The sequence below is a fragment of the Brachybacterium vulturis genome, from assembly GCF_002407185.1.
In the GTDB taxonomy this organism is placed as follows: domain Bacteria; phylum Actinomycetota; class Actinomycetes; order Actinomycetales; family Dermabacteraceae; genus Brachybacterium; species Brachybacterium vulturis.
On record NZ_CP023563.1, the window covers coordinates 255,354 to 280,519 of the forward strand.

The 25,166-nt window shown below is 71.9% G+C and carries 21 protein-coding genes; 9 read left to right on the top strand and 12 right to left on the bottom strand.

The window, feature by feature from the left end; genetic code table 11:
- Positions 1–74 precede the first annotated feature (74 nt).
- Entirely contained in the window at positions 75–512 is a 438-nt protein-coding gene (locus tag CFK38_RS01145) for an OsmC family peroxiredoxin (RefSeq protein WP_096801421.1), read from the top strand.
- A gap of 90 nt (positions 513–602) precedes the next feature.
- Here the strand turns inward: CFK38_RS01145 and CFK38_RS01150 are convergent, their stop codons facing one another.
- Positions 603–1,166, bottom strand: a complete 564-nt coding sequence (locus tag CFK38_RS01150) for a DUF421 domain-containing protein (RefSeq protein WP_096801422.1) — start codon at positions 1,164–1,166, stop codon at positions 603–605.
- A gap of 96 nt (positions 1,167–1,262) precedes the next feature.
- On the opposite strand from CFK38_RS01150, the gene CFK38_RS01155 reads away from it, so the two are divergent.
- Positions 1,263–3,866, top strand: coding sequence for an excinuclease ABC subunit UvrA (locus tag CFK38_RS01155; protein ID WP_096801423.1), 2,604 nt, complete (start codon positions 1,263–1,265; stop codon positions 3,864–3,866).
- Here CFK38_RS01155 and dnaB read toward each other — a convergent pair.
- Entirely contained in the window at positions 3,818–5,194 is a 1,377-nt protein-coding gene (gene dnaB / locus CFK38_RS01160; RefSeq protein WP_157773300.1) for a replicative DNA helicase, read from the bottom strand. The genes CFK38_RS01155 and dnaB overlap by 49 nt on opposite strands.
- A 254-nt stretch (positions 5,195–5,448) precedes the next feature.
- Here dnaB and CFK38_RS01165 point away from each other — a divergent pair, with 254 nt between their 5' ends.
- Positions 5,449–5,919 carry a 2TM domain-containing protein gene (locus CFK38_RS01165; RefSeq protein ID WP_096801425.1) on the top strand — a complete coding sequence of 157 codons (471 nt, stop codon included), beginning with the start codon at positions 5,449–5,451 and terminating at the stop codon, positions 5,917–5,919.
- A complete protein-coding gene (locus CFK38_RS01170; protein ID WP_096801426.1) occupies positions 5,916–6,263 on the top strand; it encodes a helix-turn-helix transcriptional regulator in 348 nt (115 codons plus the stop codon). The genes CFK38_RS01165 and CFK38_RS01170 overlap by 4 nt, the downstream gene beginning before the upstream one ends.
- Positions 6,264–6,298: 35 nt before the next feature.
- On the opposite strand, the gene CFK38_RS01175 is transcribed toward CFK38_RS01170, so the two are convergent.
- Together CFK38_RS01175 and CFK38_RS01180 are read right to left on the bottom strand one after the other, a co-directional pair.
- Positions 6,299–6,808 carry a mycothiol transferase gene (locus CFK38_RS01175; protein WP_096801427.1) on the bottom strand — a complete coding sequence of 170 codons (510 nt, stop codon included), beginning with the start codon at positions 6,806–6,808 and terminating at the stop codon, positions 6,299–6,301.
- A 24-nt stretch (positions 6,809–6,832) separates the two neighbouring features.
- Entirely contained in the window at positions 6,833–7,159 is a 327-nt protein-coding gene (locus tag CFK38_RS01180) for a GNAT family N-acetyltransferase (RefSeq protein WP_096801428.1), read from the bottom strand.
- Between the two features lie 116 nt (positions 7,160–7,275).
- On the opposite strand from CFK38_RS01180, the gene CFK38_RS01185 reads away from it, so the two are divergent.
- Positions 7,276–8,763 (top strand): pyridoxal phosphate-dependent decarboxylase family protein, encoded by a 1,488-nt coding sequence (locus tag CFK38_RS01185; protein WP_157773534.1) that lies wholly within the window; start codon positions 7,276–7,278, stop codon positions 8,761–8,763.
- Positions 8,764–8,823: 60 nt separating this feature from the next.
- On the opposite strand, the gene CFK38_RS01190 is transcribed toward CFK38_RS01185, so the two are convergent.
- Complete coding sequence (locus CFK38_RS01190) at positions 8,824–10,626, bottom strand: hypothetical protein (protein WP_096801429.1); 1,803 nt, start codon at positions 10,624–10,626, stop codon at positions 8,824–8,826.
- Between the two features lie 130 nt (positions 10,627–10,756).
- Between CFK38_RS01190 and CFK38_RS01195 the strand changes: the two genes are divergently transcribed.
- Complete coding sequence (locus tag CFK38_RS01195; RefSeq protein WP_245851175.1) at positions 10,757–11,689, top strand: hypothetical protein; 933 nt, start codon at positions 10,757–10,759, stop codon at positions 11,687–11,689.
- A 1-nt stretch (position 11,690) separates the two neighbouring features.
- Entirely contained in the window at positions 11,691–12,479 is a 789-nt protein-coding gene (locus tag CFK38_RS01200) for a ferritin-like domain-containing protein (protein ID WP_096801430.1), read from the top strand.
- 3 nt (positions 12,480–12,482) lie between these two features.
- On the opposite strand, the gene CFK38_RS01205 is transcribed toward CFK38_RS01200, so the two are convergent.
- The 3 genes from CFK38_RS01205 to CFK38_RS17705 form a co-directional block, all read right to left on the bottom strand.
- Positions 12,483–12,995 (bottom strand): hypothetical protein, encoded by a 513-nt coding sequence (locus CFK38_RS01205; protein WP_096801431.1) that lies wholly within the window; start codon positions 12,993–12,995, stop codon positions 12,483–12,485.
- A gap of 89 nt (positions 12,996–13,084) precedes the next feature.
- The gene (locus CFK38_RS01210) at positions 13,085–13,774 is read right to left on the bottom strand and encodes a response regulator transcription factor (RefSeq protein WP_096801432.1); all 690 of its coding nucleotides are present in this window, start codon (positions 13,772–13,774) and stop codon (positions 13,085–13,087) included.
- 60 nt (positions 13,775–13,834) lie between these two features.
- Entirely contained in the window at positions 13,835–15,409 is a 1,575-nt protein-coding gene (locus CFK38_RS17705) for a sensor histidine kinase (RefSeq protein WP_157773301.1), read from the bottom strand.
- Positions 15,410–15,561: 152 nt separating this feature from the next.
- Here CFK38_RS17705 and CFK38_RS01220 point away from each other — a divergent pair, with 152 nt between their 5' ends.
- A complete protein-coding gene (locus CFK38_RS01220) occupies positions 15,562–16,704 on the top strand; it encodes a glycosyltransferase family 4 protein (RefSeq protein WP_157773302.1) in 1,143 nt (380 codons plus the stop codon).
- Positions 16,705–16,787: 83 nt separating this feature from the next.
- On the opposite strand, the gene CFK38_RS01225 is transcribed toward CFK38_RS01220, so the two are convergent.
- Complete coding sequence (locus CFK38_RS01225; RefSeq protein WP_096801434.1) at positions 16,788–20,078, bottom strand: efflux RND transporter permease subunit; 3,291 nt, start codon at positions 20,076–20,078, stop codon at positions 16,788–16,790.
- Between the two features lie 165 nt (positions 20,079–20,243).
- Here CFK38_RS01225 and CFK38_RS01230 point away from each other — a divergent pair, with 165 nt between their 5' ends.
- On the top strand, positions 20,244–21,602 hold the full coding sequence (locus tag CFK38_RS01230) for an MATE family efflux transporter (protein ID WP_245851176.1): 1,359 nt from the start codon (positions 20,244–20,246) through the stop codon (positions 21,600–21,602).
- A 131-nt stretch (positions 21,603–21,733) separates the two neighbouring features.
- Here the strand turns inward: CFK38_RS01230 and CFK38_RS01235 are convergent, their stop codons facing one another.
- The 3 genes from CFK38_RS01235 to CFK38_RS01245 all read right to left on the bottom strand — a co-directional run bounded on the left by CFK38_RS01235 (position 21,734) and on the right by CFK38_RS01245 (position 25,147).
- Positions 21,734–22,948, bottom strand: coding sequence for a glycine C-acetyltransferase (locus CFK38_RS01235; protein WP_096801436.1), 1,215 nt, complete (start codon positions 22,946–22,948; stop codon positions 21,734–21,736).
- Between the two features lie 58 nt (positions 22,949–23,006).
- Positions 23,007–24,074, bottom strand: coding sequence for an L-threonine 3-dehydrogenase (gene tdh, locus CFK38_RS01240; protein ID WP_096801437.1), 1,068 nt, complete (start codon positions 24,072–24,074; stop codon positions 23,007–23,009).
- A 221-nt stretch (positions 24,075–24,295) separates the two neighbouring features.
- Positions 24,296–25,147 (bottom strand): PHP domain-containing protein, encoded by an 852-nt coding sequence (locus CFK38_RS01245; protein WP_096801438.1) that lies wholly within the window; start codon positions 25,145–25,147, stop codon positions 24,296–24,298.
- Positions 25,148–25,166: the final 19 nt, after the last annotated feature.

The window sequence follows — 25,166 nt, forward strand, 5'->3', positions numbered from 1 at the left end:
CCGCGCCGGGGCTAGGGTGGGGGCAAGCGCCCTTCGCGGCAGCGCGGGGGCGACCGCCGATCGAAGGAGTCACCATGCCCCGTCCCGTCGTCAGCACCGGATCCACCGCCTGGAAGGGCGATCTGCTCTCCGGCTCAGGGACCACCACCCTGGAGACCTCGCAGCTCGGCACCTTCGACGTGAGCTGGAAGGCCCGCTCGGAGGAGGCCGCCCAGGGCACCACCTCCCCCGAGGAGCTGCTGGGGGCCGCGCATGCCACCTGCTACTCGATGCAGTTCTCGAACATGCTCGCCGAGAACGGCACCCCGCCCACCTCGGTGGACACCTCCGCCGCGGTCACGTTCAACATCGCCGAGGGCGGGATCACCGGTATCGCGCTCACCGTCACCGCGAAGATCGACGGGATCGAGGACGCCGACTTCCAGCGCGTGGCCGAGGAGGCCAAGAGCAGCTGCCCCGTCTCGAAGGCGCTGGCCGGCGTGGACATCACGCTCACGGCCGCGCTCGCCTGAGCCCGCGCTCCCCTGCCGACCTCCGGCCCCGCACCCGTCGCGGTGCGGGGCCGGACCGCGTCGGATCGCCTCGGCGGCCGCGGCCGGGGCTCAGTGCGTCAGCGAGCGGGGAATGATCCCGGCGCCGCGCACGCCGCGCACCAGGCGCTCATCGATCGTCTCGCCCCGATGCACGATGGTCAGGCCGCCGCGCGGCTCGAGGATCACCAGGTCGGTCTCGATCACGCGGCGCACACCGCCCCGTCGCAGCAGCGTGAGCAGCTGCGCCTCGCCCAGCCCCAGATGGCGCAGCTGCCAGCGCAGCACGTGGCCGTGGACCATGACCACCGTGGGCCGGGGACCGCGCCGGGTGAAGACGCGATCGAAACCGGGCCGGAGGCTGCCCAGCAGGTACTCGAGCACCAGCAGGGTGGAGACCGCGATCAGGCCGCCCACCAGCGTCGGGGTGTTGCCGAGGATGGCACGGGCGATGAGGGACCCCAGCAGTGCCATCACCGCGAAGCTCAGCATCGACGGGTTCGCGCTCAGCCGCGGCCCGGCGATCTGGAGGATCAGCGTGAACACCAGGTACAGCATGATGCTCGCGATGAGCACGCCCAGCGCGCCGGCGGGCGATGCCCCGATCTGAAACCAGAGCTCCTGGAAGAAGGTCATAGGCTCATTCTCCCCCAACCCGCGCTCCCCCGCTCCGCGGTGGGGCACCGTCGGCGCTTGCTGCGTTGGGCGGATGGAGCTTGCTACGTTGGGCGGATGGACCTCCCCGACCTCTCCCTGACCGGCGGCGACGATGGCTTTGTGCACGTGCGCGGGGCACGTCTGCACAATCTGCGCGAGGTGCAGGTGGATCTTCCGCGCGGTCGGCTGGTCGCCTTCACCGGTGTCTCCGGCTCCGGGAAGTCCTCGCTCGCGTTCGGCACGATCCACGGTGAGTCCCAGCGCCGCTATCTCGAGTCGGTCGCGCCGTTCGCCCGGCGGCTGATCGGCAGCGCCGTGGACCCTCAGGTCGAGGCGGTGACCGGGATGCCGCCCACGGTCGCGCTCGAGCAGCGCACCTCTGCGGGCGGTGCCCGTTCCACCGTCGGCACCACCACGAACCTCTCCAACGCGATCCGTCTGCTGTACTCACGGGTCGGGGACCATCCCTCCGACGTGCTCGAGAAGGGCTCTGCCCTCCACGGCGGCCGTCTGACCTCTGATTTCTTCTCGCCGAACACCCCGGACGGCGCCTGTCCCCGCTGTCACGGGGCGGGTGTGCTGCGTGAGCCGACGGAGTCCTCGATGGTCCCGGATCCCTCGCTGCCGATCAGCGAGGGCGCGATCGCCGCCTGGCCCGGGGCGTGGCTGGGCAAGAACTTCCGCGACATCCTCGACACCCTCGGCGTCGACGTCCATCGTCCCTGGCGCGACCTGCCGGAGCAGACCCGCCAGTGGATCCTCCACACCGAGGAGCAGCCGGTGGTGACCGTCCATCCGGTGCGCGAACCGGGCCAGACCCACGGCACCTACCGGGGGCAGTGGCGCAGCGTCGAGCGGTATCTGCGCGACACCGTGGCGACCTCGAAGGCGGAGTCCTCCCGGCGGCGCGCCCTCACCCACTTCTCAGTGACGCCCTGCCCGCTGTGCGAGGGCCACCGACTGGGTCCGGACGCCCTGCGCGTGACCTACATCGGACGCCCGATCTGGCAGCTGGCCGCGATGCCGCTGGACGATCTGCTGACCGCGCTGACCTCCCGCCTCGGCGCGCTGCCCGCGGAGGAGGGCATCCCCGAACAGGAGGCGGAGCGGATCCTGCTGCCCACCGTCCTGCCCGTGCTGGGCACCATCGTGGGTCTCGGCCTCGGGCATCTCGCCCTGGACCGTCCGGCGGGGACCCTCTCCACCGGCGAGCTGCAGCGGCTGCGGCTGGCCGCGCAGCTGCGCTCAGGGCTGTTCGGGGTGGCCTACGTGCTGGACGAGCCCTCGGCCGGGCTGCATCCCAGCGAGAAGGGCGTGCTCCAGCATCTGCTGGACTCCTTCCTCTCCGAGGGGAACTCGGTGCTGCTGGTCGAGCACGACATGACCCTGGTCGCCGACGCCGACTGGATCGTGGACGTGGGCCCGGGCGCCGGGGCCGACGGCGGCGAGGTGCTCTACTCGGGCGTGGTCGACGGCCTCGGCGAGGCGAAGGACTCGGTGACCGCCCGCTATCTGCAGCCCGGAGCGCTCACCCTGCGGACCCCGTCCGAGGTGCGGGATGCCCGCGGATGGCTCGAGATCGACGCGCTGGCCACCCGCACCCTGCAGGGCGTCGACCTGCGGCTGCCGCTGCGCTCGTTCACCGCCGTGACCGGGGTCTCCGGGGCCGGGAAGAGCACCCTGGTCACCCATGCGCTCGGCACCGTGCTCGGCGAGCGCGTGCGCACCACGGTGGCCGACGAGCCCGACCCGACGGCCGATGCGGGCGAGAGCACCGCCTCCGAGATCGGCCCCGGCAGCGACCTCGCCGCCGACCGGGTGCGGCACGGGGAGGTGCGGGGCAGCGAGGGCATCGATCGGCTCGTGCACATCACCCAGACGCCGATCGGCCGCACCCCGCGCTCCTGCCTGGCCACCTACACGGGCCTGTTCGACCGGGTGCGGCGCCTGTTCGCCGATACCTCCGAGGCGCGGGCGCGCTGCTGGGGCGTGGGCCGCTTCTCCTACAACGTCGCCGAGGGGCGCTGCCCCGAATGCAGCGGGACCGGACACATCGAGGTGGAGCTGGTGTTCCTGCCCGGTTCGTACGCGACCTGCCCACGCTGCCACGGCACCCGCTACAGCCCCGAGACCCTCGAGGTGACCTGGCAGGGGCTGAGCATCGCCGAGGTGCTGTCGCTGTCCGTGGCACGTGCCCGCGAGGTGTTCGCGGACGATCCGCGGATCTCCCGGGCACTGGATGCACTGGCCGCGATCGGGCTCGGCTACCTCGCCCTCGGCCAGCCCGCCACCGAGCTCTCCGGCGGTGAGGCGCAGCGGATCAAGCTGGCCACCGAGCTGCAGCGCACCGTGCGCGGGCACAGCGTCTACCTGCTGGACGAACCCACCTCGGGTCTGCACCCCGCGGACGTGGATCTGCTGGTCGGCGAGCTGAACCGACTGGTGGACGCCGGGCAGACCGTGGTCGTGGTCGAGCACGACCAGCGCGTGATCGCCCAGAGCGACCACGTGCTCGACATGGGCCCGGGCGCCGGCGACAAGGGCGGGCGGATCATCGCCCAGGGTGCTCCTGCACAGATCCTCGAGGCGGAGGCCGGCGCGACCGGGAGCGAGCTGCGGAAGGCCTCCGCTCAGCTGCTGAAGCCCCCGCTGCCCGCCATGTCCTTGAACCGGGAGTAATGGCCCTCGAAGGCGACCGGGATCGTCTTGGTGGCGCCGTTGCGGTGCTTGGCCACGATGAGATCCGCCTCGCCGGCGCGGGCGGACTCCTTCTCGTAGTAGTCCTCGCGGTGGATCAGCAGGATGACGTCGGCGTCCTGCTCGATCGAGCCGGATTCGCGCAGGTCGCTCATCATCGGGGTCTTGTCGGTGCGCTGCTCGCTGCCTCGGTTCAGCTGCGAGATCGCGATGACGGGGCAGTCGATCTCCTTGGCCAGCAGCTTCAGGGCGCGGGAGAACTCCGAGACCTCCTGCTGACGGGACTCGACCTTCTTGCCCGAGCTCATCAGCTGCAGGTAGTCGATCACCACGAGGCTGAGATCGTGCTTCTGCTTGAGCCGGCGGCACTTCGCCCGGATCTCCATCAGGGACATGTTCGCGCTGTCGTCCATGAACAGCGGCGCGTCGGCGATGCGGCTCATGGCGCGGGCCATCGCCTGCCAGTCACGGTCGTCCATGGAGCCGTCGCGCATGCGGTTCATCGGCACCTGCGCCTCGGCCGAGAGCAGACGCATCGTGATCTCGGTCTTGTCCATCTCCAGCGAGAAGATCACCGAGGTCTTGCCGTTGTGGATCGACGCGGAGCGCAGCACGTCCATGCCGAGCGTGGTCTTGCCCATCGCGGGGCGGCCCGCGAAGATGATCATCTGGCCGCCGTGCAGGCCCTGGGTGAGGTCATCGAGCTCGGCGAAGCCGGTGGGCACCCCCGTGACCTGACCGCCGCGGTTCTGGGTGGCCTCGATCGTATTGAGGGTCTCGTCGATCACCTCGCCGAGGGCCAGGAAGTCCTCGCTCTGGCCGCGCTCGGTGACCGCGTACACCTGCGCCTGGGCCTCGTTGATGGCCTCCTCCACCTCGCCGCCGTCGGAGGCGTAGCCGAGCTGGACGATGCGGGTGCCGGCCTCGACCAGGCGGCGCAGGGTGGCCCGCTCGACGACGATCTCGGCGTAGAAGCCGGCGTTCGCGGCGGTGGGGACCATGTCGATGAGGTCGGCGAGATAGGCGCCGCCGCCCACCCGCGCCAGCTCGCCGCGCTTGGAGAGCTCGTCGGAGACGGTGACCAGGTCCGCCGGTTCGCCGCGGCCGTACAGGTCGATGATCGCCTCGAAGACCATCTCGTGCGCGGGGCGGTAGAAGTCGTTGCCGCGGACGGTCTCGACGACGTCGGCGATCGCGTCCTTGGACAGCATCATGCCGCCCAGCACGCCGCGCTCGGCGGGGAGGTCCTGCGGCGGGGTGCGCTCGAGGCCGCGATCGGGCCCGGCTTCGAAGGCTTCGGTGGATGTCACCGGGCCAGTGTAGGAAGTCTGCTGCAGGAGGGGTACCCGCCGGGCGTCGCGGGGGACGAGGCTCATGCAGCAGTGCCGGGAGGCCGCTGGGGAGGACCGGTCGTGGACACGGTGCGACAGGGCCGGCCTCTGCCTCCTGCCATCGCTGACGCCCGGGCTCCGCGACCTCTTGACACAAGGCAGTGCACCTCAGGTACAGTCCCAGTAGGCACTACACCTTCGGTTCACTACCACCGTCCTGCAGGAGGGTCGCCATGACCACCACCCCCGCCTCGCCACCGACCGGCGCCGCGTCCCGGACCGTGCGCGCGCACGCCACCCTGCTCCCCTACGCGCTCTGCCTGCTCGCGGCCACCGCGGCGGTGCATCTGCTGATCGTGCTCGCCGGCAACCGCATCACGGTGCTGACCACGCTCCCCCTGGTCGCGATCGCGATCGGATACGCGGTCTACCTGCTCGTCTACGGCCGGTCGCTGGGCCGGGTCCGCTACGGGCGCCTGGTGGCCCACGCGCTGACCTATGCGATGGTCAACACCGGGTACCTGCTGCACGCCTACATCCTGATCGCGTCGGGATCGCCGGCGATCCAGGGCGACGGCCATCTCGCCCTGGATGCGGGCTGGTTCGGCGCCACCCTCGGCATGGCCGGCTTCTGGGGGCTCGGCCTGATCGCCCACGGCATCGCGGCCCTGGGCGAACGCGGCTTCGAGGGCCCGCGCCCGTGACCGCGCCGGATTCTCCCGCCGCGGAGGACGCCGAGTGGGTGGAGGAGCTGGCGCGCTCCTGGGTCGAGGTCTACAAGAAGTCCGCCACCACGCTCGCGCTGCTGCGGATCGTGCGGGAGCACGGTCCGGTCCCCGCCGCCGGGATCGCGCCGAGGTTCGCGGAGGCGACCGGGTGGACGCTCACCGACCGCGGCCTCTACCGCACCCTGCGGCGGCTCGCCGATTCCGGGGTGCTCCACCTCGAGAAGGTGGACGTGGCGCGCACCGGTGCGAAGCGGCAGGACTTCGCGCTCACGTCCGTCGGCAGGGCGTATCTGCAGCGGATCGAGCGCGAGCTGGTCTGAGCCGCGGGGTGCGGCGCTCAGTCGCGCGGCACCGCTCAGTCGCGCAGCGGCATCCCGAGCACGTAGGCGGCCTGGGCGATGTGCTGGACGGCGTCGTCGACGATGCTCACCAGGCGCGCACCGCGGGTGACCGGCGGATCCCACTGCGCATCGATCACGTCCTCGAGGTCCGCGGCGGTGATCATCTCGAGATGCTGCTCGAGGGCGGCGAGCGCGGCGGCGACGTACTCCAACAGGCCCTCGCCGTCCTCGATCAGGATGCGGCGCGCCTCGGCCGAGGAGTGGCCGTAGCCCACGGAGTCCCCCACCTCGCCGAGCGCGAAGCGGGCGTCGAAGCCACGCGCCGTCCACAGCTGCTCGTCCCCGGTGAGGTCGGCCAGCTGCACATCGATCTCGCGACCGGTGTGCCAGAGCAGCCAGGCCACGGAGTTGTCATGCCCGCCCGGGCGGGCGTTGAGACTCACCGGGTTCAGCTGGCCACGCAGGGCCTCGGCGGCGGCGCGGGGGTGGGAGGTGAGGTCACGGAGGATGTCGAGAGCGTCCATGGGTCGACGCTACCCCGCCTGTCCTCACTCGTCGACGACGACGCTGCGGGACTGTTCCGGATGGCGCTGGAGCCAGCTCTCGACGAAGGGGCAGATCACCACCACCGACAGCTCCGCCGCACGGGCCTCGGCGAGGACGGTGCGCACCAGCACGGAGGCCACGCCCTCGCCGCGGTGCGCGGGGTCGGTGACGGTGTGGATCAGCTCGAGCCGCCGAGGGGTGCGCGTGTAGATCACGATGCCGACGATCTCCCCGCCGCGCACCGCCTCGAAGCGCTCGGCGCGCGGGTTGTCGCGCACGGCGATCGTCTCGTCAGGGCCGTGGATATGACCCTCGATGTCGGTGGCCATCCTCCAGGCTCCCTCCCGGCCGCTGTCACCACGGTACGGCAGGGGCGGCGGCCTGTCAGGGGGCGGCCGGGTTCCGCTCCCCCGCCGGACGGGCGCATGACACCATGCTCGACGTGATGCAGAAGCCCGCGCCGTCCCCTGCCCCTCTCGCCACCGACGCGGACGACTCCGCGGGGTCGTCGGCGTCCGCCGAGCGCAGCGCCTTCTCCGATGCCTCCGACGCCCTGCAGAGCCATCGTGAGCCGTCGCCGATCTGGGGCGACGAGCGGGAGGCGGTGAGCATCGCGCTGCACTGGGCGGCCTCCCACACCACGGTCGCCACCGATCCCAAGACCACCTTCCGCAGCGCCTCGGACCTGCAGGCCGACGTCGGTGCGACCATCACCGAGGACGGCATCGGCGCCGCCCGTGCGCTGGCGCTCTTCGACGAGGTGCTGCTGCCGGCGACCCGGTCCGTCGAGGACCCGATGAACCTCGCCTACATCCCGGCCGCCCCCACCCGGGCCGCCGTCGCCTTCGACACGGTGGTCTCCGCCGCGAACGTGTTCGGCGGGGTCTGGGAGTTCGGCGCCGGGGCGATCTTCGCGGAGAACCAGGTGCTGCGCTGGTTGTCGGACCTGCTGGGCTGGCCGGAGGAGTCCGCCGGGGTGTTCGTCGCCGGCGGCACCCATGGGAACCTCTCGGCGCTGGCCGCCGCGCGGGACCACGCCCTGCGGGTGCGGGGACGTCGCCCCGCGGGCGGCTGGGCGCTGGCCTGCGCCTCCACCGCGCACTCCTCGATCTCCTCGGCGGCCCGGCTGCTCGACATGGATCTGGTCAGCGTGCCGGTGGACGACCGCGGCCACCTCACCGGCGAGGCGCTGGAGCGGGCGCTCACGTCCGACCCGCGGATCTGCGCGGTGGTGGCCTCCGCCGGCACCACCAACGCGGGCATCGTCGACGACCTCGCCTCGGTGGTCGAGGTCGCCCATCGCCACGGCGCCTGGGTCCACGTGGACGGCGCCTACGGCGGCGCGGCCCTGGTCGCCCCCAGCGCCCGGGAGCGCTTCACCGGCATCGAGCTGGCGGACTCCTTCGTGGTGGACCCGCACAAGTGGCTGTTCGCGCCGTACGACTGCTGCGCCCTGCTGTACCGGGACCCGCGTCCGGCTGCGGCCGCGCACTCCCAGCACGCCGCCTATCTCGACTCGATCGATCGCGGGGAGTCCAATCCCGCCGATCTCGCCGCGCACCTCTCCCGCCGCGCCCGCGGACTGCCGCTGTGGTATTCGCTGGCCACGCACGGCACCGCCGCCTACACCGCCGCGGTCGAGGCGTGCCTGGACACCGCGCGGACCGTCGCCCGGGCGGTCGCGGGGACCGAGCACCTGCAGCTGCTGGTCGAGCCCGAGCTGTCGGTGGTGCTGTTCCGTCGGCCCGGATGGTCACCGGCCGCCTATCGCCGCTGGTCGCAACGGCTGGCGAGGGAGGGGACGGTCCTGTGCGTGCCCACCGCCGTCGACGGGGAGATCGCCCTGCGTCTCGCCTTCGTGAACCCCTCGACGAACCCGCAGGCCGTGATCGACGTGCTGCGCACCACGATGCTCACGGCCGACGGCAGCTGAGCGGCGCCGGCGCCGGTCAGCGACAGCAGCGCCGCACGTCGACCGGTCAGCGCAGGGACCTCACCCCGCGCCGGCCCCCTCCCCCGTCAGCGCTCGGAGCAGCGCGTCCAGTCGCGCGACGTCCTCCTCGCTGCCGAGCCGGCTCCAGGCCTCGCGAGCACGACGGGCCGGCTCGAGCGCCGGCTCGGTCCGTCCGCGCTCGGCGAGCAGGTGGGCATGGCGGTCCTCGAGGTAGGCGCTCCAGTAGCGGGCCCGGTCCTCATGGCCCGCCGGTCGCGCGTCGATGGCGTCCTGGGCCTCGCGGAGGCGGCGCTGGCAGGTCTCCTCCTCGGCTCCCTCCTCGCCTCGGGAGAGGGCATCCCCGGCGGCGAGGAATCGCCCCACCCTCGCATCGACCCGGTGGTCCCACAGCAGCTCCGCGGGCAGCACCGGTCGGCCGCCGCCGGGACGGGTGCGCCGCTCGATGGCGGACGTCGCCTCCTCCACCGCGCCGGTGCGGCCGAGATCCAGGGCCCGCCGCATCACCAGCGCGTTGGCCTGCAGCTCGGTGCGGATCAGCTCACCCTGGGCGGAGGTGGGGGTCGCGAGGTCGTCGGCGAGCCAGCGGGCCTGGTGGGCCATCCTCCGCAGCTCGCGCAACGAGGCGGCAGGTTCGCCCGACCGCTCGTGGATGCTCGCGGCGAGCCGTGCGACCTCCAGCAGCGCGTGACGATCTCGGGTCTCCCGGGCGAGGGTGCGGGCCTGCTCGAGGGCCCACCGGGCGGCGTCGTACCGTTCGGCCTGGACGCGCTGCGCGGCCACGGCGAGCAGCGGAGCGATGCGCAGCGCATCCCGGCGCAGGGTGCGCTGCAACGAGGCCAGCCGCCCGGCCGTGAAGGTCGCCTCGCGGGTGGCCCCGGCGGCCATCAGCGCCTGCAGCAGGGCGGTGATCAGCCCGATGCGCAGCGGTGGGTCCTCGATCCCGGGCATCGCGTCGAGGGCCTCGAGGGCGTGGTGCACCGCCTGCAGAGGCCGCTCGACGCCGAGGGTGCGCGCGAGCACCGCGTGCGCGGCGGTGGCGAGGCGCTCGGGATCCGTGCGGGGATCCCGGGCGTCGACATCGATGTCGAGGGCGACAGCGCGCTCCGCGATCAGGTCGAGCACATCCAGCGCCGCGGTGGTCGCCGCCGCATCCTCCCCGGCCCCCTCGAGCGCCTGGGCCAGGCGCAGCCGCAGCTCCTGCTCCGGATCGGCCAGCAGCTGTTCCCGCACGGCCGGGAACGCCGCGAGCGCCGCCCGCAGCCGGGCCGCGTCCCGCCGCGGATCCGCTGCCGTGCCGCGCGGTCCGGGGACGGCGGAGCGTTCCAGCGCGCGCACCACGACCAGCATCTCGGGCGCGGCCTGCGGCGCATGCCCCCGGCGGCGCCCCCTACCGGTCGGTATCTCCTCGATCGCGGCCCGGGTCCGGGTCGAGGCGGCCTGCGCGAACGGCCCGCGCTCGAGCAGCACGGTCACCACGGCCGCCGCCTGCTCGGCATTCCCGCTGCGGCGCAGCAGGGTGACCAGGTCCACCGCATCGCGGGCGATCTGCTCGCCCGCTCCGGACAGGGCCGCTCCGTGCAGGGAGGCGCGCAGCAGGGCGAACCGGTCCTCGGGCGCGGCGGGGGCCTCACGGAACTGCTCCACCAGACCTCGCGCCTCCCGGTAGCGCTCGGCGTGGAGGAGATCGTTGACCCGGCCGGCGGCCTCCCGGGTATCGCGCGGGGAGGGCAGGGGCAGCTCCGCGGGTCGCAGCGCGGCCCGGAGCCGGTCCGGGTCCGGCAGGCCCGTACCGGCCGGCTCGCCGGCCGAGGCCGGGAGGGAGGCGGCACCGGTACTCGTCACAGTCGAAACCTACCAAGCGCCGCGCTCGCGGCCCACAGGCAGATCCGCTCCGTACAATGATCCCGGCCCACGAGCGGGATATGCATGCCAGCAGCCGTCCCCGGCCCCGTCCCAGGAGAAGAGGTAGCAGTTGTCGGTCGACCTGGCCGGAGGCGCGGCACCGACCGTGCCCGCGCTGAGCGCCCCGGATCCGCACACCGCGATCCCGGTGGACGGACCCTATGCCGGTCATGTCCATTTCGACGCGAGCATCACCCCGGTGCTGCGCACGCACGTCGATGTCGCCGCGTACATCCGTCGCGGCACCTCCCGCCTCCCGGTCGACGCCGCCCTGCTGGCCTCCGAGGGCCCGCTGGGCGAGGATCTGCGCCTCGCGCTGGAGGTGCTCCAGCGGCTCGAGTCCTCGGCGCTCGCGGAATCCCGGGCGATGCTCGCCACCGCGACCGGGAACGAGGCCCGGATCACCGCCTTCCTCGCCACCTGGATGGTGGACCGCTTCTGGCAGTCCCGCGCTCTGCGCGACCTGCTCACCGGGGACCATCCCACCGAGCGGCCTCGGCACCGGCGTCGTCCGGGTCCCCTGCACACGCTGCGCCGTCGCCACCTGGACCGGGTGCAGCCGCTGCTGTCCGCGGTGTGGACAGGCCTGGCGGGCGAGGCCGTGGCGGCCGGGCACATGGCGCGGATGGCGGTGCAGGAGGCGTCGCTGCAGGCGGGCCTGGCCGCGATCTCCCGGCGGCTCACCGGCGAGGCGCACCGGGTCACCGAGGTGGTCGTGGACCGCCATCAGGCGGCGGTCGACTTCTTCACCGCCGAGGCGATCGGTCGTCTCACCCGCTCGCCGCGCGAGGCCCTCACCGCGCGAGTGCTGCTGTCCCTGGGCTCCCCGCTCGAGGGCGGCGGTCTCCCCGACCCCGACCTGCCCTCCGCACTGGCCGTCCTCGGCCGCACCGCCACGGAGCGCGCCGCACTGCATCGCGCCCGGTACGAGATCACCCGGCTGCTGCCGGGCCCCGACCTCCCGGACCCCTATCTCAGCTCACTGCCCCGGATCGGAGTGTGACATGGCCTTCGACCTCGATCAGTTCGCCGAGACCTCGGTGCCCGTGAAGTACGAGGACCTCGATTTCGACACCTTCGGGAGCCGGCCCCTGGACGCGCAGACCCTGCGCTCGCTGCGCTACATGTGCGACGTCGAGTTCCACACCTCGTGCTTCCTGCGGGACATGCTGGTCACGCCCTCGCATCGCGAGGAGGACGCCGGCGGGTTCATGACGATGTGGAACCGGGAGGAGTTCTGGCACGGCGAGGCGCTGTCGATGGTGCTGGCGCGCCACGGGATCATCGTCGACTACGACGAGATCAAGGCCAAGCGGGTCAAGCTGGGCTGGACGGGGGCGCTGGGACCGCTCAAGCAGTCGGTGCTGTCGAACCTCGCGGGCACCGACTTCGTGGCCGTGCACATGGTGTGGGGTGCGGCCAACGAGCTCTCCGCCGTGGCCGCCTACCGTCAGCTCTCCGCGATGACCGACCACCCGGCGCTGTCCCCGCTGCTGAAGCGCATCGCCCAGCAGGAGACCCGCCACGTCGCCTTCTACACCACCCAGGCTCGGGAGCGGCTGCTGGCCTCCGAGAACGCCCAGAAGATCGTCCGGATGATCATGTCCCGGGTCTGGAAGCCCGTGGGCAGCGGGATGATGGACGAGTCCGAGGTCGTCCACGTGATGAACCATCTCTTCGCGGGCCGGGCCACCGAGCTGGACAAGCTCGACACGCGGGTCCAGAAGCTGCCGGGGCTGGAGGGGCTGACCATCTTCCGCAACGCCTTCGCGCGTCTCGGCATCCCCGCCTGAGACTCAGTCGTCCTCGTCCTCGTCCTCATCATCGTGATGGTGGTCGTGGTCGTCATGGTGATCGTGGTCGTGGTCGTCGTCCTCGCACCGGAGCTCGCCGTCGTCCCACTCGCAGACCCCCGACGGGCGCCGGCCCGCGCTCTGGTCGCCTCCCGAGGAGGAGCTGTCCGAGGGCGCGCTCGACGAGCGGGGACGCTGCGGAGCAGGGGCAGGCGCAGGGGCAGGGGCGGGGCTCGGGGAGGCCTCGGGCTCCATCGTGCCGACGCCGATGTCGGTGCCGGGGCCGTCCGCCGACGACTCGGGGACGGTCGGCAGGGCCACCGCCGCCCCGTCGGCCGACGGGGCATCGGTCGAGGCGGCGTCCGCATCGCGGGAGGCGGGGCCCGCGGGAGCGGTCCCGCCGACGGTGATGCCGGGGCGGGCCGGGGGCGTCTCCTCGGCCGACGGCAGCAGCGCGAGACCGATCGCGACGAGCGCGACGGCCACGATGATCCCGTAGGTCCGCAAGGTCTTCATGCCAAGCATCCTCCCGGACGGCGATGAGACGCGAGTGAGCGTGACATGAGAGGACTCTCATGTCCCGGCAGGTGCAGCGCCGTCACGGCTCAGGCCGCCGGATCGACGAGCTTGTAGCCGGCGCCGCGCACGGTCACCAGCCGCGGGGCGCCGAGCTTGCTGCGCAGGTAGCCCACGTACACGTCGACCACGTTCGAGGCGCCGTCGTAGTCGTAGCCCCATACCTTGGACAGCAGCAGGTCACGGGTGAGCACCTGGTTCGGGTTCTCCAGGAACACGCGGGCCATGGTGAACTCGCGGGAGGACAGCTCCACCGAACGCGGCTTCTCGTCGCCGTCGCAGGACGCGATGCGGGTGCGCAGGTCCAGGGAGAGATCGCCCAGCTCGAGGACATCATCGCTCACACTGCCCGCCCCGGCGGCGGCCTCCCGGGCGCGCAGCTTCACCCGGGCCAGCAGTTCCTCGAAGCGGAAGGGCTTGGCGATGTAATCGTTCGCCCCGCCCTCGAGCCCCTGCACGGTGTCGTCGACCCCGGTGCGCGCGGTGACCATGAGGATCGGGATCTGCACATCCATCCCGCGCAGCGCGTTCAGCACCTGGAAACCGTCCATGCGGGGCAGGCCCACGTCGAGGATGAGCAGGTCGAAGTCGCCGCTGGAGGCGAGGTCGAGGGCGGAGATGCCGTCCTCCACCACGGTGGAGGCGAAGCCGTTCGCCGTCAGGCCGCGCTCCATGAAGCGGGCGATGCGCGCCTCGTCCTCGGCGATGAGGATCCTCATCCGTCGTTCCTCCTGCAGGCAGTGGGGTCATCGTCGTCGACCGGGGATCGACCCCGGCGTTCAAGTATCACGCGTCCTGCCGGAACCTGCGGCATCGGGTGATGTCGGATGCTCCCGATCGGCTGCTGGGGCGGCAGTGAACTGCGGGAACACGATCCTGAAGGTCGAGCCGCGACCGGGTGCGGACTGCAGCTGCATCCGGCCACCGTGGCCCTCGGCGATCGACAGCACGATCGGCAGCCCGAGCCCTGTTCCCGAGCCCCGGCTGCCGTCCACCCGGGTGAAGCGCTCGAAGATGTGCCGCTGATCCTCCTCTCCGATGCCGATGCCCTCGTCCTGCACGCTCACGTGGATCTCGGCTCCTTCGGGGCCCGGCACCCGGTCCACCGCGAAACGGATCCGACTGCCCTCCTCGCTGTAGCGCACGGCATTGGCGGCCAGCTGCACGACCGCTTGGACCAGGCGCTGCTCGTCGGCATCGGCCACTGCCTCCACCGTGCGCTCCAGGACCCACTCCCGTTCGGCGATGTGCTCGATCCGGGCGAAGGCGGAGCGCGCGAACGCGGTCAGGTCCAGGGGTCTGGGGCGCACGTAGTCGGGGCGCGCCGAGGCCGCCAGCTCGGAGAGGTCATCGACGACGCGACCCATCCGCTCGAGCTCCTCGAGCGCGATCTCCCGGGACTCCCGCACGTCCGAGACGTCCTCGATGTCGGTGGTCTCCAGGGTGCCGCGCACGATCGTCAGCGGGGTGCGCAGCTCGTGGCCCACGTCGCTCATGAAGCGGCGCTGCTCGGCGAAGCCCGCCTGGATGCGGCCCAGCATGCGGTTGAAGTTCTGGGCGAGGGCGCTGATGTCGTCCCGCTCCTCGGGCACCGGCACCCGGTATTCGAGGTCGTCCACGGTGATCTGCCCGGTGGCCGCGCGGAGGTCCTCCAGCGGCCGCAGCAGGCGCCCGGTGACGACGTACCCCACCCAGCCGGCGAGCAGCAGCGTGATCACCGAGAGCACGGAGAAGGTCAGCACACTCTGCCACAGGCCGCGGTGCTGGGCGCCGATGTCGCTCGCGACCACGAAGATGCCTTCCGACGGATCGCCCTCCACCGTCACCGACGCGATCAGCACGCGCAGGTCCCTGCCCTGCGCCTCCATCGAGACGATCCTCGCAAGGCCCGGCTGATGCGCCGCGAGCAGCTCCCGCAGAACCCTGTCGGTCTCGGCATCGATCCGGGCGGCCTCCGCCGCGGTGTCGTCCGCCGAGGGTCGCGGCAGCAGACCGAATGCCTGCTGATGCGGCTGGTACTTCGGCGTACCGTCGAGGAGTGTGATGACGGACTCGTAGTCCGACGGGGCCGCGGAGTCGGTGGCGTGCACCAGCACGCTGTCCACGGTCGTGTGCACCGGGGTGCCGTCGGCCGCGGTGTCCACGGCGAGCAGCTTCAGCTCATCGAACTCCTGCCACAGCTCCGCGTCGATCCGCTGATCGAGAGCCCGGAACTGGGCCGCGTAGGTGAGCACGCCGGTCAGGGCCAGGCCCACGGTCATGAAGGCCAGCATCGTGGTCAGCACCCGGATCCGCACCGTCCAGCGGCGCCCCGACGCCCTGGGGGCGTGCTCGCGGGGTCGGTCTGTGGCCATGGAGCGCATCGTAGGCGACGGGGGTCGGGCAGGTTCCCATGTCGCCGCTATGGACCCCGAGCCACCCCCGCGACTACATTAGGACAATACGGACATTTTGGACCACTGTGCGCGGGAGCTCGCCTACCCGGCAGGACGGAGATTCGGGTCGGATGAGCACGCCCGTTCGCACCGTGATGGTCGCCCACTCGGATGCCGAGCTCGGCCTGCCGGGACGGCGCCTCCTCGAGACCGTCACCGGATTGCGTCGTGCGCGGTACCGCGTCGTGGTCGCCGTGGCGAGGGACGGCCCTCTCGTCACCCCGCTGCACCGTGCCGGCGCCGAGGTGCTGATCGTCCCGACACTGGTGCTGCGCAGGCATCGCGCCGACTCCCCCGGCCGGTCCGTCCACCTGCGCGCCATCCCCGCGGCGCTGCTCAGCACCTGGCGGGCGCTTGCGCGCGTAGATCCCCAGACGGTGTACGCCTCCGCGGACGACCTCCCGCTCTGGATGATCCTCGCCCGGCTCCGGCGCCACCGCACACTCGTCCATCTCCGCCGCGCAGGCCGAGGTGAGCAGCCGGTCGGCCGACTGCGGCTCCTCCCCCTCCTGGCCGCGCACCGCGTGCTCATCGACAGCCCCTCCACCGCGAAGACGCTCCAGCAGATCCTCCCCTCCCTGGACACGCGCACCGAGATCGTCCTCGACGCCATCGGGTCCCCGACGAGGCCCTTCCCGCCTCGGGAACCTCTCGAGGGACCTCTGAGGATCCTGTTCCTCGGTGCGCTGACACCGGCGAACGGCCCGGATCTCGTCCTCGAGGCCGCGGCTCGGCTGCACGAGCTGGGACGGAGCACGTCGGTCACCCTGTTCGTGACCGTCGCTCCCGAGGACGCCTGGTTCGAGGAGCGGCTCCAGGAACTCACAGACCTCGAGGACCTGACGATCGAGATCGAACGGCCCGGCTGCAGCGCCGAGGCGTTCCTGGCCCAGGCCGACGTCGTCGTGCTGCCCACCCGCCTGGACGGACCGTTCCCCGTCTCCGCGATCGACGGGATCCTCGCACTGCGTCCGGTGGTCATCGGGGACACCGAGGGGACCCGCGAGGCGCTCGAACGGTATCGCACCGTCCGCCTGGTGGAACCCGACGATGTCGAGGAGATCGTCGAGGCCCTCACCAAGCTCGTGGACCGCTGGTCGGAGATCGTCGAGCGCCTCCCGACCAGCCGGGAGACCGCCCTGCGGCGCCACGCACCCTCGGTCTACCGGGAGAACATCGCACGGCTCTGCGGCTCCGCGGCCGAGGGCGGCTGAGAGCACGCCGCTGGGTCGGGCCATGCTCTGCCGGTGGGGCCGACCAGCATGCGGGGACCCTGCCGAGCGGCCGGGCCTCCGGGTCAGTCCCGGCGCAGGCGCCGTTTCACGATGCCGACGACGCCGCCCCGCTCCCGGAGGGACCGGCGCGATCCTCGCTCCTGATCGGCGTGCACGGCGGTGACCGCGGCGCCGGAGGAGATGTCGCCCCCGTCTGCGGCGCCGGCCGCGCGCCGTCCGCGGGTCTCCCGCAGCTGTGCGAGCCGCGCCTCCTCCTGCACCCGCTTCCGCTCCCCCGGACCCTCGGCGATCCGGTAGAGCACCGGCACGATCACCAGGGTCAGCAGGGTCGAGGAGATCAGACCGCCGATGACCACCACGGCCAGCGGCTGGGCGATGAAGCCGCCGTTGCCGGTGAGGCCCAGCGCCATCGGGACCAGCGCGAAGATGGTCGCGGCGGCGGTCATCAGGATCGGGCGCAGTCGCTTGGCCGCGCCCAGGTGCAGCGCCTCCTCGAGCGTCATCCCGCGGCGTCGGTACTGGTTGACCAGGTCGATCAGCACGATCGCGTTGGTGACCACGATGCCCACCAGCATCAGCAGGCCGATCATCGAGGGCAGCCCCAGCGGGACGCCCGTGACCACCAGCAGCCCCAGCGCACCGGTGGCGGCGAAGGGGATCGAGACCAGCAGGATCAGCGGCTGGATCAGCGACTTGAAGATCCACACCAGCAGCACGTACACCAGCAGGATCGCGGCGAGCATGGCGATGCCCAGCTGGCCGAAGGTCTCGTCGATGTCCGCGGCGGTCCCGCCGAGGCTCGCCTCGACGCCCTCGGGCAGCTCGGCGCTCTCGATCGCATCGTTCGCGGCATCGGTCGCCACCCCGACGTCCTCCCCTGCCGGGGTGAGGGAGATGGTGACCGTCTCCAGGGAGTCCTGGGTGGAGATCGAGGGGCGTGAGAGCTCCTCCTCGACGGACGCGACATCCTGCAGCGGGATCGTCCCCCTCAGCGTCAGGTCCTGCAGCTGGGTGAAGGTGTCGACGCTCTCGCCCCCGGCGACGAAGATGTCCAGCTCCTTGTCGTCCAGGGTGATGGTCCCGATCGCGCCGGGATACATCTGCTGGGCGACCATGCCGATCACGGCCTCCTCGGTGAGTCCGCGCTGCGCGGCGGCCATCCGGTCCACGGTGACCACTGCGGTGGGCTGATCGGCCTGCAGATCGCTGCTGACCTCGGCCACGCCGTCGGGCAGCGGGTCGAGCTCGGCGAGGAGCGCGTCGTTCGCGGCCTGCCGGTCCGCGGCGGTGGGGCCGGTGAGGAGGATGTCCACGGAGCTGGAGCCCGTGGGCGAGGCGACGTCCGCGGCCTCGACGGTGCCGGACTCCGGCAGAGCCTCGAGGGCCTGGACCATCTCGTCCAGCAGGGCTTCCTGGTCGGCATCGGGGGCGGTGGTGATCGAGAAGCTGACCTCGTTCGAGCTGCCGCCGCCGAAGCCGAACTGGCCGCCGCCGATGGTGGTCTGCACGGTCTGGACGCCGTCGATCTCCAGCAGCGCCTCCTCGCTGTCGGTGGCCTTGTCCGAGGACTGCTCGAGGCTGGTGCCGGCCGGGAGGGTCTGGGTGAGGGAGGCGATGTTCTGCCCGGTATCGCCGAGGAAGCTGATGTTCAGCAGCGGGATCAGGAACACGGTGCCCACCAGGACCCCGACGGCCACGGCGAGCGTGACCAGGCGCCGCGGCAGGGTGTCCACCACCAGATGGAGCGCCGGCGCGTAGATCCGGTGCAGCCAGCTACGCTCCTCCTTCGCTTCCGCCTGCTCACGGATCGCGGTGACCTGGGCGACGTCATCGGGGTCGACGTCGTCCTGGCCCGTGGGCAGCTTCAAGAACCAGTACGCCAGCACCGGCACGATGGTCAGCGCCACCAGCAGCGAGGACAGCATCGCGATGCCGACGGTGAGGGCGAAGGGCCGGAACAGCTCCCCGGCCATCCCCGCGACCACGGCGATCGGCAGGAACACCACCACGGTGGCCAGGGTCGAGGCGGTGATGGCACCGGCGACCTCCCCCACTGCGTCGAGGATCGCCCGGCGTTTGGTCTTGCCGTAGGCGAGGTGGCGGGTGATGTTCTCGATGACCACGATCGAGTCGTCGACCACGCGGCCGATGGAGATGGTCAGCGCCGCCAGGGTCAGCATGTTCAGCGTGTACCCGGTGACGTACATGCCGATGAAGGCGATCAGCAGCGAGGTGGGGATCGAGATCGCGGTGACCACCGTCGGCCGCACCCGGCGCAGGAACAGCAGGATCACGCCGACGGCGAAGAGCAGCCCCAGCAGGCCCTCCTCGGCGAGCGCGATGATGGACTCCTGGATGAAGGGGGCCTGGTCGAAGACGACATCGGCCTTCGCGTCGCCGCCGACGCCCGGGAGCGTGTCGGCCAGGACCGCCTCGACGCCCTCGGAGACATCCACGACGTTGCCGTCGACCGTCGCGGTGACCATCAGCACCAGCGACTCCCGGCCGTTGGTGCGGGAGATCGAGGTGGGCTCCTCGGTGGTGCGCTCGACCGTCGCGACCTCGGCGAGGGTGACCGGCTCGGCAGGCTGCTGCGCCTGCTGCCCGCTCCCGTCCGGGATCAGCACGATCTGCTCGAGGCTCTCGACGGTGTCCAGGCTCTGGCCGAGCACCACGTCCAGGGTGCGCTCGCCGTCCACCACGGAGCCGCCGGGCAGCGAGAGGCCGCTGGCCTCCAGTGCGGTGGTGATGTCGTCCTCGGTGAGGCCGTGCTCGGCCAGGGCGTCCTGGTCCGGGGTGATCCGCACGATCTCCTCGGGGGCGCCGATCACCGCGACCGAGGAGACCCCGGTGACGCGTTCGAGCTCCGGGGTGACCGAGGACTCGAGCCGGGACGCGAGGTCGGAAGGGTCCAGGTCCGAGGAGACGGACAGCACCACGGCCGGCAGGTCGCTGGTGCCGCCGGAGATGACCTGCGGATCCGCGGACTCCGGCAGCTGTCCCTCGATGCGGGTCAGGGCGGCGTCGACCTGGTTGGCGGAGCGGGCGATGTCGGTGCCGTAGGTGAGCTCGACGGTGACCATCGACAGGCCCGCCTGCGAGGTCGACGAGGTCCCCTCGACGTTCTCCAGCCCGCTGAGGGACTGCTCGATCGGTGCCGTGAGGCGGTCCTTCACCTGTTCGGAGGAGGAACCGGGAGCGGTGGTCATCACCTGGATCTGCGGCAGCGAGACCGAGGGGATGAGCTCCTGGCGCATCGTGGACATCACGAACACGCCGATGATCGACACGGCGATGCACACCAGCGCGATGAACGACCTGTTGTTCAGGCTCAGCGTGGACAGGCGATTCATCCTGCTCCTCAGGGGTCGTGCGCGACGCGGGCGGCGCGTGATCGGGCGATGCGGCCCGCCGCCGCGGCCCGAGGGCGGGCGCCGAGTCCTCCGCGGGAACTCTCTCACGACTGTCTGCGAACTCGGATCCGACGATCGTCGGTGACCGGGCCGCACAATAGGGGGGTGTCCGCCTCCCCCTCCCCCGATGAGTCCCCCCGTCAGGAGCGCGCCCGGAAGACCGTCGACCGCGACATCCTGCACCTGGCGATCCCCAGCCTCGGTGCGCTGGTGGCCGAGCCGCTGTTCCTGCTCACGGACTCGGCCTTCATCGCCCGGGTCTCGACCACCTCATTGGCCGGGCTGGGCCTGGCCTCGACGGTGCTGACCACGATCGTGGGCCTGGCGATCTTCCTGGCCTACTCCACGACGGCGGCGGTGGCCCGCTCCTTCGGTGCCGGCCGCACCCGGGAGGCGATCTCGCGCGGGATCGACGCCTGCTGGCTCGCGCTGGTCGTCGGGACGCTGTCGACCGTGCTGCTGGTGCTGGCCGGTCAGCCGCTGCTGGCCGCCTTCGGTCCCTCCCCGGACGTCCTCGCGGAGGCGCTGATCTATCTGCGCCTCAGCGCGTTCGGACTGCCGGCGATGCTGGCCGTCCAGGCCGCGACCGGGCTGGTGCGCGGCCTGCAGGACGCGAAGCTGCCGCTGGTGGTGGCCGTGGGCGGGGCGCTGGTGAACATCCCGCTGAACGCGGTGCTCATCTTCGGCCTGGACCTGGGGATCGCCGGTTCCGCGCTCGGCACCGTCGTATGCCAGTGGGGCATGGTGGCCGTGCTGCTGGGGGTGATCGTCCACCGCGCCCGCCAGGAGGACATCCCGCTGACCCCGCACCTGGGGAACCTGGTGGCCGTGGGCCGGGATGCGGTGCCGATGTTCGTGCGCACGCTCGGGCTGCGCGTGGTCGTGATCGCCGCGACCGTGGTCGCCACCCGCCTGGGCGAGGTGCAGCTCGCCGCCCATCAGCTCGCCACCACGGTGTTCACGGCGCTCTCCCTCGCGCTGGATTCCCTGGCGATCGCGGGCCAGGCCCTGACCGGCCGCTACCTGGGCGCCTCGGACCCGGCCACCGTGCATGCGGTGACCCGGCGGCTGATGAGCTGGGGCGTGGGCGGCGGCGCGGCGGTATCGGTGCTGCTGCTGGCGGCCAGCTACGTGGTCCCCGGCTGGTTCACGCCCGACGTCGCGGTGCAGGAGAACCTGCGCGCCGCCCTGTGGGTGCTGGTGCTCGCCCAACCCGTGGCCGGATACGTGTTCGTGCTGGACGGCGTGCTGATGGGCGCGGGCGATGCCCCCTACCTCGCGAAGGTCGGCGCCCTGATCGCCGTGGCGATCATGCCCGGCGCCATCGCCGTGGCGTGGTGGTCACCGGCCGGGCCCCTGGGCCTGGCGATGCTGTGGCTGGCCTGCAACTTCCTGTTCATGGTGCTGCGGGCGCTCAGCCTGGGCCTGCGGGTGCGCACCGATGCGTGGATGCGGCTGGGCTGACGCCCCCAAGCTCCGGGGCGTGCCATCCACCGGCGCTGAGCCAGCACACGTCCGCATATACGGCCCTCCATGCTGGCTCAGCGCCCATGGATGCGGCTGGGCGAGTGAGCGGCCGTCGGCGGCGCGGGAGGTCAGCCGGTGACCGCGGCGCGAGAGGCGATGAAGGCCTGGACCGCGGTCTCGACGTCCGCCTCGGTGTGCGCGGCGGAGAGCTGCACCCGGATCCGGGCCTTGCCCTGCGGGACCACCGGGTAGGAGAAGGCGGTGACGTACACGCCGCTGTCGAGCATCGCGTCGGCGATCCTGGCCGCGAGCGCCGCGTCCCCGAACATCACCGGCACGATCGCGTGCTCGCCGGGCAGCAGCTCGAAGCCCTCCTCGCTCATCCGCCGACGGAACAGCTCGGCGTTGCGGAACAGGGTCTCGCGCAGCTCACCGCTGCCCTCGACCAGCTCGAGCGCGGTGAGGGTGGCGGCCACGATCGACGGGGCCAGCGAGTTCGAGAAGAGGTAGGGGCGGCCCTTCTGGCGCAGCATCGCCACGATGTCTGCGCGGCCGGAGACGTAGCCGCCGCTGGCACCGCCGAGCGCCTTGCCGAAGGTGCCGGTGAAGATGTCGATCCGGTCCGAGACCCCGAAGTGCTCGGGGGTGCCGGCGCCGCTGGCGCCCATGAAGCCCGTGGCGTGGGAGTCGTCGACCATCACCAGCGCACCGAACTCCTCGGCCAGGTCGCAGATGCCCGGCAGCGGGGCGAGGTAGCCGTCCATCGAGAAGACGCCGTCGGTGACGATGACGGTGCGGCGGGCGCCCTTCCCGTCGCGCAGCGCCGCGACCGCCTCGAGCTGGGTGCGCAGGTCCTCGAGGTCCGCGTTGCGGTAGCGGAAGCGGGCGGCCTTGGACAGGCGGATGCCGTCGATCAGGGAGGCGTGGTTCAGGGCGTCGGAGATGATCGCGTCCTCCTTCCCGAACAGCGGCTCGAACACGGCGCCGTTGGCATCGAAGCAGGAGGAGAACAGGATCGTGTCCTCGGTGCCGAGGAAGTCGGAGACGGCGCGTTCGAGCTGCAGGTGGAGATCCTGGGTGCCGCAGATGAACCGCACCGAGGCCATGCCGAAGCCGCGCTCGTCCAGTGCTTTCTTCGCGGCCTCGAGCAGGCGGGGATCGTCCGCGAGGCCGAGGTAGTTGTTGGCGCAGAAGTTCAGCACCTCCGCGCCGTCCCGACCGACGGGACCGGCGGTGATCCGGTTGCCCTGGGCGGTGGAGATGACGCGCTCGTGCTTGAAGGTCCCGGCCTGCTCGATCTCGGCGAGCTCGGCGGTCAGCTGGTCCTTGAGGGCGGTGTACATGGGAAGATCCTTCCAGGGGGCGGCGGGGGTGACGAGACAGCATGCGGCGGGCGAGGGGTCAGCCGTCCAGTGTGCTCCAGTCCAGCACGACCTTGCCGGCGGTGCCGGCCTTGGCGATCTCGAAGCCGCGCTCCCACTGGCTCGCGGGCAGCACGTCGGTGATGGTGCGGGTGATGGCGGCGCGGAGCGTCTCGGAGGTGCTGAGCATCGCGGACATCGCGTTCCAGGTCTCGAACATCTCCCGACCGTAGATGCCCTGCAGGGTGATCATCCGCGTGACGACCATGGTCCAGTCGATCTCGAACTGCGTCGAGGGCAGGCCCAGCAGCGCGATCCGACCGCCGTGGTTCATGTTCTCGATCATCTCCTGCAGCGCTCGCGCCTGTCCGGAGATCTCCAGTCCCACGTCGAAGCCCTCCCGCATCCCCAGGCGGCGCTGGGCGTCGCGCACGCGGGAATCGGCGACGTCGAGCACCACGTCGGCGCCGCAGTCCTCGGCCATGGCCAGGCGCTGCGGGGAGATGTCGGTGATGGTGATGTAGCGGGCCCCGGCGTGGCGGGCGACGGCGGCGGCCATCTGTCCGATCGGGCCGGCGCCGGCGATCAGCACGTCCTCCCCCACCACCGGGAACTTCAGGGCGGTGTGCACGGCGTTGCCGAGCGGGTCGAAGACGGCACCGAGCTCGGGGCTGATCAGCTCCTCGCCCCCGTCATGCTCGTGCACCCACACGTTCTGGTGCGGGAGCGTCACGTACTCGGCGAAGGCGCCGTCGCGCTGCACGCCGAGGGAGCGGGTGCGGATGCACATCTGGCGGCGGCCGGCGCGGCAGTTGCGGCACACCCCGCACACCACGTGGCCCTCGCCGGAGATGCGGTCGCCGACGCGCACATCGGTGACCTCCTCACCGACCTCGACCACCTCGCCGTAGAACTCGTGGCCCGGAGTGAAGGGCACGGTGTCGCACATGGCCTCGGCGGAGGCGTCCCAGTCCAGGATGTGCAGATCGGTGCCGCAGATCCCGGCACGCAGCACCCGCACCTTCACATCCCAGGGCCCGCAGCCGGGCTCCTCGACGTCCGTCCATTCCAGCCCGGCTCCGGGCGCGACCTTGCGCAGTGCGCGCATCAGACCTCCTCGTCCGTGCTCCTGACCGGAGCACCGTGCTCCCGCTGTCGGCGCCCGATGCGGGGGTGGGCATCGTGCCGTTCCGGGATGACGGGTCCCGGATGGGAGCCGCCCCGACGAGGATACGGGGCGGAGGGGTCCGCGGGCACGTCCCGGGCCCGGCGCGGCTCGGGCCGGCGAGTGGCGGAGCGCTCCCTGGTCAGTGCCCGCTCAGTGCCCGCTCAGCGCCGCCAGAGCTCGCGCGGGTCGCGGCCGGCGCGGAAGCCGAACGCCTCGACCATCGCGACCGCCTCGGGGAAGCCGTGGGCGAGTGCCGCGGGGGTGTGGGCATCGCTGCCCAGGCTGATCGTGCGCCCGCCCTCCTCGGCCCACCACTGCGGCATCCAGGGCCAGAGCCGCCGGGTGTTCATCTCGAGCGCGCGGCCGCTGTGGGCGATCACGGCCATCGCACCGCGCAGCTCCTGCTCGAGGCTGCGCGGGTCGAACGGCCCCTCCTCCTCCTCGGGCCAGCAGCGCAGGGCGTAGTCCAGGTGGGTGACGATCTCGAAGGGCTCGTCACCGGCCACCAGGTCAGGGATCTCGGCGAGATAGCGTCGCACCACCTCCTCTGCGGGGAGCCGGCGGTACAGGGTACTGGGCTCGACCCGTCGGCCTTCGAACTCGAGGGTGTGCAGGGAGCCGAGGATGCGGTCGAATCGGGTCAGGTCCAGCTCGTTCGCGGCGGCCTCGAGGCGGAGGTGGGGCTGGCCCACCTCGAGCCCGGTGCCGATCCGCAGGAACGGGAACGCGGCCCGGCAGCGCTCGATGGCCTCGAAGTAGCCGTCGGCGTCGAAGCGGGGCACGGAGACGATCCCGTCCGCCGCCACCAGGTGCCGCTCGTGGTCGCCGAAGTCCTCGGGGTCGGTGAACCAGGCGGTCTCGAGATCGAGGTGCTCGGTGAAGAACAGCGCCGGCAGCCCGATGCGCACGGCGCGGGCGCAGGTGGCCTCCATGGTCCCGCGGGCGGGGCTGTCCGGGCCGCCGGTGTCCCAGGAGAACTCGCTGTGCACGTGGCTGTCGGCGGGGAGGGTCATGGAGCCAGGGTGGCACAGC